8 protein-coding genes are annotated in these 6,988 nt (G+C 74.0%); 7 read left to right on the top strand and 1 reads right to left on the bottom strand.

Annotated features, from left to right (window positions below; genetic code table 11):
* Positions 1–108: 108 nt before the first annotated feature.
* Positions 109–702 (top strand): class I SAM-dependent methyltransferase, encoded by a 594-nt coding sequence (locus ACFWW9_RS45290; protein ID WP_390389716.1) that lies wholly within the window; start codon positions 109–111, stop codon positions 700–702.
* Between the two features lie 4 nt (positions 703–706).
* Here ACFWW9_RS45290 and ACFWW9_RS45295 read toward each other — a convergent pair whose 3' ends face one another.
* Complete coding sequence (locus ACFWW9_RS45295) at positions 707–1,138, bottom strand: DUF6069 family protein (protein ID WP_390389718.1); 432 nt, start codon at positions 1,136–1,138, stop codon at positions 707–709.
* A gap of 201 nt (positions 1,139–1,339) precedes the next feature.
* Between ACFWW9_RS45295 and ACFWW9_RS45300 the strand changes: the two genes are divergently transcribed.
* The 6 genes from ACFWW9_RS45300 to ACFWW9_RS45325 form a co-directional block, all read left to right on the top strand.
* Complete coding sequence (locus ACFWW9_RS45300) at positions 1,340–2,281, top strand: LysR family transcriptional regulator (protein ID WP_390389719.1); 942 nt, start codon at positions 1,340–1,342, stop codon at positions 2,279–2,281.
* A gap of 36 nt (positions 2,282–2,317) precedes the next feature.
* Entirely contained in the window at positions 2,318–4,627 is a 2,310-nt protein-coding gene (locus tag ACFWW9_RS45305; protein WP_390389721.1) for a M20/M25/M40 family metallo-hydrolase, read from the top strand.
* 73 nt (positions 4,628–4,700) lie between these two features.
* Entirely contained in the window at positions 4,701–5,123 is a 423-nt protein-coding gene (locus ACFWW9_RS45310) for a PPOX class F420-dependent oxidoreductase (RefSeq protein ID WP_390389722.1), read from the top strand.
* 88 nt (positions 5,124–5,211) lie between these two features.
* The gene (locus tag ACFWW9_RS45315) at positions 5,212–6,237 is read left to right on the top strand and encodes a beta-ketoacyl-ACP synthase III (RefSeq protein ID WP_390389725.1); all 1,026 of its coding nucleotides are present in this window, start codon (positions 5,212–5,214) and stop codon (positions 6,235–6,237) included.
* A gap of 126 nt (positions 6,238–6,363) precedes the next feature.
* Positions 6,364–6,555, top strand: coding sequence for a phosphopantetheine-binding protein (locus ACFWW9_RS45320; protein WP_390389727.1), 192 nt, complete (start codon positions 6,364–6,366; stop codon positions 6,553–6,555).
* Positions 6,552–6,988, top strand: a 437-nt coding sequence (locus tag ACFWW9_RS45325) for a beta-ketoacyl synthase N-terminal-like domain-containing protein (RefSeq protein WP_390389728.1), incomplete at its 3' end; no start/stop codon positions are given. The genes ACFWW9_RS45320 and ACFWW9_RS45325, both read left to right, overlap by 4 nt.

Consider the following 6,988-nt stretch of genomic DNA (forward strand, 5'->3'; position numbering starts at 1 on the left):
GGGCCGGGATCCCCCGGTCCGCTCGCCTCCCGGCACGGCGAGCGGGTGGCTTTGCCGGAACGGCAAAGCGGGTGGTGGAGATCGTCGGGGTCGGGGCAGGCTGTCGTCATGACCGAGTGGGACGAGAGGTACGCCGCCACCGAGCGGATGTTCAGCGGCAACCCCAATCCCGCCCTGCTGGCCGAGGCGGGCGGGCTCGCGCCGGGACGGGCGCTCGACGTCGGCTGCGGTGAGGGCGCGGACGCGGTCTGGCTGGCCCGGCGGGGCTGGGAGGTGACGGCGCTGGACGTGTCGCGGGTGGCGCTGGACCGGGCCGAGGAGTTCGCCGTGCGGGAAGGCGCGCGGGTGGAGTGGGTGCACGCGGGCGTCGAGGAGGCCGCGCTGCCGGAGGGCGGGTTCGACCTGGTGTCCGTCCACTACCCGGCGCTGCGCTCGTCCGAGGGGCACGACGCCGAGCGCGCGCTGCTGGCGGCCGTGGCGCCCGGCGGGCTGCTGCTCGCGGTCTACCACGCCGGGTTCGCCGGGGAGGCGGCCAGGGCCCGCGGGATCGACCCCGCCGACTACGTGCTCCCGGCCGACGTCGTCGCCGCGCTGCTCGGCGGGGACTGGGAGGTCCGGATCGACACCCGGCGGCCACGCCGGGGGCCCGCCGACCAGCCGCACCCCCACGACGTCGTGCTCCGGGCGCACCGCCTGTCCTGACCGGTCAGGCGCGGGGCAGCGGCAGCACCCTGGCGAGCGTCGGCACGGTGATCCCGGCGACGACGAGGTGCATCGCGACGAGCGCGAGCGAGTTGAGGAGGGGCGCGCCCGCCGCGAGGATCCCGAAGTCCGGCACGAACGAGACGACCACGACCACCGGGACGAGGATCCGCAGGACGGCGCGGGGGTCGCGGGCCCTGCGCCGGACGAGGTGCCACCCCAGCGTGCCGAGCAGGATCCCCGCGACCGTCAGCGGCGCGTACTCGCGCAGGTCCAGACCCTTGCGGAACCCCTCGTCCGGGAGGGCGGCCAGCGCCAGCGCGGCGATCACGGAGTTGAGCGCGACCGACGCCAGGGCGGCGAGCGTGAGGCCGATGGCCGCCCTCCCGCTCTCGACGGAGGCCGGTCGGGCGTGGGTGTGGGAGTCGCTGGTCATCGCTGATGTCCTTCCCGCGCCAGGGGTTCCGGGCGCGCGTGATCAGTCCACTGTGGAGGGGGAACTGGTAGGACCAGGCTAGGACGGGCCCGTCCGACCCGGAACCGGCCGATTCCGGATGGGCCTCATCGACCGCCTCGATAGTTCCTCCCAGCTGGGCCTTTGTTGCCACCCCGCGCGGCGGGGAGGAAGATCCTCGCGGTGGCCACGGACTGGGGCAGGCTGGACCTGAACCTGCTGATTCCGCTCAACGCGCTCCTGCTGGAGCGCAACGTGACGAAGGCGGCCGACCGGCTCATCATGGGGCAGCCCGCGATGAGCGCGGTGCTCGCCAAGCTGCGCCGCCACTTCGACGACCCGCTGCTCGTCCGCGAGGGCCGCGCGCTGGTGCTCACGCCGTTCGCGGAGTCGCTGGTCCAGCCCGTGCACACCGCGCTGGTCGCCGCCCGCGAGGTGCTCAGCTCCGGCCGGTCGTTCACCCCCGCCACGGACAAGCGCACGTTCACCGTGATGGCCAGCGACTACGTGGCCGGGGTGGTCGTGCTGCCCGCGACCCGGAGCCTGGTCGCCGAGGCGCCGGGGGTGCGGGTGACCGTGGTGTCGCTGCGGGCCGACCTGGTGGAACTGCTCCGGACCGGCTGGTGCGACCTGCTGATCTGGCCGTTGCAGCTCCAGACCCCCGAGCTACTGAACTTCCCGCACGTCCCGCTGTTCACCGACGACTTCGTCGCCGTGGCCGACCGGGACAACCACGCGCTCGTCGAGCCGCTGACCGCCGAAGCCCTCGCGACCACCCGCTCGGTCCAGGTCAACGGCGTGTCGGGGCAGCGGGTGGTGTCCGAGGTGAAGCTGGCCGAACAGGGGGTGGCCCTGTCGAGCCCGATCGCCGTGGAGTCGTTCACGCAGGCGCTCCTGGCGGTCGCGGGCTCGGATCTGATCACCCTGACCCCGCGCAGGCTGTTCGAGCGCCTGGGTCCGGCGCTCGGGCTGCGCGAGGTGCCGCTGGCGATCGAGCCGCTGTCGATGACGCTCGCGATGTTCTGGCACCCGCGCAACATGCTCGCCCCGGCCCAGCAGTGGCTGCGCGACCGCCTGGCCGAGGTCGCGGCCGGGTCACGGGACGGCGAGCCTCCGAAGTCGTGAGGTCGCGGCGGGGCCGCGCGAGGGTAATTTCTGCTGATGACCGCCGCACCGAACGTTTCCAGGGGTTCCCGGCCACCGGTGGTGGCGGTCGTGCTGCTCGCCTTGCTGGTGGGGCTGGGGGCGTTGGCGCTGCTGGCGTTCCGGCCGCCCTCCGCAGCCCCGGCGGGTGTCGCGGCGACGGAGTTCTCGGCGGCGCGGGTGGAGGCGGACCTGCGGGCGATCGCCCAGCGACCGCACCCGCTGGGGACGGCCGACCACGCTCGGGTGCGGGACCACGTCGTGGCGGCCGCGCGGGCGGCCGGGGCGGAGGTCCGGGTCGAGACCGGCGATGTCGTGCGCACCGATCCGGGGAAGCCCACGCGGGTGGCGGTCGCGGAGAACGTGGTGGCGAGGGTCGCCGGATCGGACCCGGCGACGAGCGGCGGCCGGGCGTTGCTGCTGGTGTCGCACTACGACTCCGTGCCGACCGGGCCGGGGGCCGCCGACGACGGCGCGGCGGTCGCGTCGATGCTGGAGGCGATCCGGGTGCTCAAGGCGTCCGGCGGCGCGCGCAACGACGTGGTGTTCCTCTTCACCGACGGCGAGGAGTTGGGGTCGCTCGGCGCGCGGCTGTTCGTCCGGCAGCACGACGTCGCCGAGTTCGGCGCGGTGCTGAACTGGGAGGCGCGCGGGAGCGGCGGGCCGGTGGTGATGTTCGAGACCAGCACCGCCAACGCCGGGCTGGTCGACGCGTTCGCCGGGGCGAGCAGCAGGCCGATCGCGAACTCGCTGGCCTACGAGGTGTACCGGCGGATGCCGAACTACACCGACTTCACCGTCTTCCGCGACGCGGGCGCGACGGGCCTCAACGCGGCGTTCATCGACCGCGTGCACGACTACCACTCGCCGAACGACGGCGTCGACACCCTGGACCGCGACACCGTGCAGCACCACGGCGAGAGCATGGTCGGGATGGTGCAGGCCCTCGGTGGCACGGACCTGCGGCGGTTGGACGGCGGGACGTCCGTCTACTTCGACCTGTTCGGCCGGGTCCTCGTGCGCTACCCGGTGTGGGTGGCGCGGGTCCTCGCCGCGATCACCGTGCTGGCGCTGGGTTTCCTGGTCGTACTGGGTGTCCGGAGTGGACGGGTGCGGGCCGGTCGCGCGGCGGCGGTCGCGGGCCTCGCGCTCGGGGCGGTCGTCGGCACGGCAGCGGTGTGCTTCGCGCTCTGGTGGCTGATCACGCTGGTACGACCTGGATTGGCGGCGCTGCCGCTGTCCGAGCCGTACGACCGCGGGTGGTTCCTCGCGGCGTTCACGGTGGTCGCCGTCGCGGTGCTGCTGCTGGTGGCCAAGCTCGTGGGACGCCGGAGCGCGGCCGAGGTGCTCGCGGGAGGCCTGCTGCTGATGGCGGTCCTGCTGGTGGCGGTCGCCGTGGCGGTGCCGGGCGCGACCTACCTGTTCCAGTGGCCGGTGCTCGCCGGGCTGCCCGCGCTCTGGTGGGCCGTCCGCCGGGACGCGCCGTCGGTGCCGCTCGCCGCGCTGGGACCGTTCGTGGCGGTGGTGTTGTTCGCGCCGGTCGTGTCGACGCTGACGGTGGCGCTGGGGATCAAGCTCGTGGGCGCGGCGATGGCGATCGCGGTCTTGGCGGGCGCACTGCTCCTGCCGTTGCTGACCGCCCTGCCCCGACCGGGGTTCCTGGCGGTGGTGGCGTCGGTCGTCGCGTTGGCGTTGGCCACGACCAGCGTCCTGCTCTCGGGGTTCGACGGCCGGGAACCCCGCCCGGACGGGCTGCTCTACCTGCGGGACGCGACCACGGGGCAGTCGGCGTGGCTCACGGGTGACGCCGAACCCGACGAGTGGACCGGCCGGGTGTTGGGCCAGGACCCGGAACGGGTGTCGGTGGCCCGCGACTTCCCGGTGCTGAAGGACCCCGTGCTGCGCGCCCCCGCGCCCGTGGTGGATCTGCCGGAGCCGACCGTGACGACGCTCGCCGACACGACGGCCGACGGCGTTCGCTCGGTCCGGTTCCGGGTGGACTCGCCGCGGCGGGGGTGGCGGCTCCAGGTGTCGCTGCCGCGGGACGTGGTGCGGGCCTGCGTCGTGGGCGGGCAGCGGGTCGAGTCGGCCGCCGACACCGCGCCCGCGAACCTGGTGTTCGAGTTCTACGGCGCGAACGACGGCGCCGACCTCACCTGTGAGGCGTCGGCCGGGGCCCAGGTCCCGGTGGAGGTCGCAGACTTCTCCCTCGGCCTGCCCGCGGAGGTCGCGGCGCTGGTCGGGCCACGGCCGGAGGGGACCATCCAGGTGCCGTCCGGCTACCGGGTGATCGACGCGGCGGTCGTGCGCCAGGTGGTGCGCGTCTGACGTCGTGGTGCGGGAGCCCGAAGATCCCGCGTGGCGGAGGAATGCGGGATTCGGGGCGTGGGTTGGCACCGGTATGACGGAAGCCCTCCACGCCCTGGTCGAGCGCAGCAAGCTCGGCGTGCTCGCCACGATCAAGTCCGACGGCCGTCCGCAGCTGTCGCCCGTGCAGCCGTTCTACGACCGGTCCGCCGGTGTCGTCCACATGTCCAGCACCATGGCCACCGCGAAGGTCCGGAACCTGCTCAAGGACCCGCGGGCGACCCTGGAGGTCACGAGCGCGAACGGGATGGAGTGGGCCGCGGTCGAGGGCGTGGTGAAGATCGTCGGGCCGGGGACCGACCCGCACGGGCCCGAGGTCGAGGCGCTGGTGGACTACTACCGCTCCGCGGCGGGCGAGCACCCGGACTGGGACGAGTACCGGGCGGTCATGGTCGCCGACCGGCGGGTGCTGCTGACGATCTCGGTCGACAAGGTGTACGGCGCGAAGGTCGGCTGAGCGAGGGGGCTGCTGTCACTGGGCGCGACCTCCCGGTACTCTCCGTTACCCCCGTTTCCGTGGGGAGGCTTGAGAAAGAGGCCGCGCGTTGATCGAACGTCGCTTGTCCGGAGCCCGCAGGGCGCCCGTGCTCGAAGGAGTCGCGGGCTGGGTGCCGCCTCGGGTGGTCGCGAACGACGAACTCCCCGAGCACTGGCAGACCGACGACACCTGGGTCCGCCGCCGCACCGGGATCGGCACCCGGCACTGGGTCGACGAGGGCACGTCCACCGGCGACCTGGCCATCGAGGCCGCCCGACGGGCGCTGGCCGCGGCGGGGTCGCCGCTCGTCGACACGGTGCTCGTCGCGACCTCCACGCCGGACCACCCGATGCCCGCGATGGCCCCGGTGCTCGCGTCCCGGCTCGGACTGGGCTCCGTGGCGGCGTTCGACGTGTCCGCCGTGTGCAGCGGGTTCGTCTACGGGCTGGCCACGGCCGCCGGGATGATCGCGGGCGGGCTGGCAGACCGGGTGTTGCTCGTCGCCGCGGACGTGTACTCGACGCTCGTGTCCCCCGACGACCGCGGCGCGGGTGTCGTGTTCGCCGACGGCGCGGGCGCGGTCGTGCTGCGCGCGGGGGAGCCCGGCGAGCCGGGTGAGCTGCTGGCGTTCGACCTCGGCAGCGACGGCTCGGGCCACGACCTGATCACCGTGCCCGCGGGCGGCGCGCGGGAGCGGGCCGAACCCGGTCGGTACGCGGCCGAGGACCGGCACTTCCGGATGAGCGGGCGCGAGGTGTTCCAGCACGCGGTGACCCGGATGACCGAGTCGTCGCTGGCGGTGCTCAAGACCGCCGGGTGGGCGGTGGAGGACGTCGAGCGGGTCGTCGCCCACCAGGCGAACGCCCGCATCCTCAGCGCCGTCGCCACTCGTCTGTCCATTTCGGACGACCGGATCGTGAGCAACATCGAGCGCGTCGGCAACACCGGTGCCGCGTCGATCCCGCTCGCGCTGGCCCACGCCGTGGAGCGGGACGAGGTGCGCGCCGGGGAACGGGTGCTGCTGACCGCGTTCGGCGGCGGGTTCACCTGGGGGTCGGTGGCGCTGGTGTGGCCCGACCTGCCGTCCACCTGACGGCACGGTGTCACCTGGGCGGGTACTGATTTCGCCCGATCGTGACCGCGTTGCTGGCGGATAGTGCGGAGTCGGTTACCCCTCTTCGGCTGGAATGGGCTGTGAGCTGCGCGAACGTCCGCAGAAGTGCGGTCGATCACCCCCGAGTCCGCGATGGACGAGCTGGACATCGACTCGCTGGCGCTGGCTGAACTCGCCCTCGCGCTCCAGGAGGAGGTCGGGGCGAGGATCGAGGACCACGAGGCGAACAAGGACACGACGGTCGCGCAGCTCTCCGCGACCCTCGCCGCCAAGCGCGCCACAGCCCCGGTCCAGTGACGGCGACCTCACGCGCGATCGCCGTCACCGGCCTGGGGTTGATCACCCCTGCCGGTGGCGGCGGCGCCACGACCTGGGCGGGCGTGCGGCGCGGCCTCGCCACCGCCGACCGCGACACCCGGTTGAAGGGGATGCCGGTCGACTTCTCCTGCCGCGTCCCCGAGTCCGCCGACCCGGCCGCGCGGATCGGGCGCAAGTCGTGGCGGATGCCGCGGTTCGCGCAGCTCGCCGTCGTGGCCGCCCGCGAGGCCGTCGCCGACGCCGGGCTCGACCCCGCCACGTGGGACGGGACGAGGGTCGCGGTGGTCATCGGGTCCGGGCTTGCCGGGGTCGCGCACCTGGAGGAGCAGACCCTGCGCCTGCACCAGTCCGGCCCCGAGCGGGTGTCCGCCCTGCTGGTGCCCCAGTTGATCTCCAACACGGCTGCGGGCGA

This window comes from Umezawaea sp. NPDC059074 (genome assembly GCF_042738955.1).
Lineage (GTDB): Bacteria > Actinomycetota > Actinomycetes > Mycobacteriales > Pseudonocardiaceae > Umezawaea.

Bases quoted from the DNA above. Each gene is read 5' to 3' on its own strand.
- ACFWW9_RS45290 (WP_390389716.1), top strand. From the start codon at position 109: ATGACCGAGTGGGACGAGAGGTACGCCGCCACCGAGCGGATGTTCAGC.
- ACFWW9_RS45295 (WP_390389718.1), bottom strand. From the start codon at position 1,138: ATGACCAGCGACTCCCACACCCACGCCCGACCGGCCTCCGTCGAGAGC.
- ACFWW9_RS45305 (WP_390389721.1), top strand. From the start codon at position 2,318: ATGACCGCCGCACCGAACGTTTCCAGGGGTTCCCGGCCACCGGTGGTG.
- ACFWW9_RS45310 (WP_390389722.1), top strand. From the start codon at position 4,701: ATGACGGAAGCCCTCCACGCCCTGGTCGAGCGCAGCAAGCTCGGCGTG.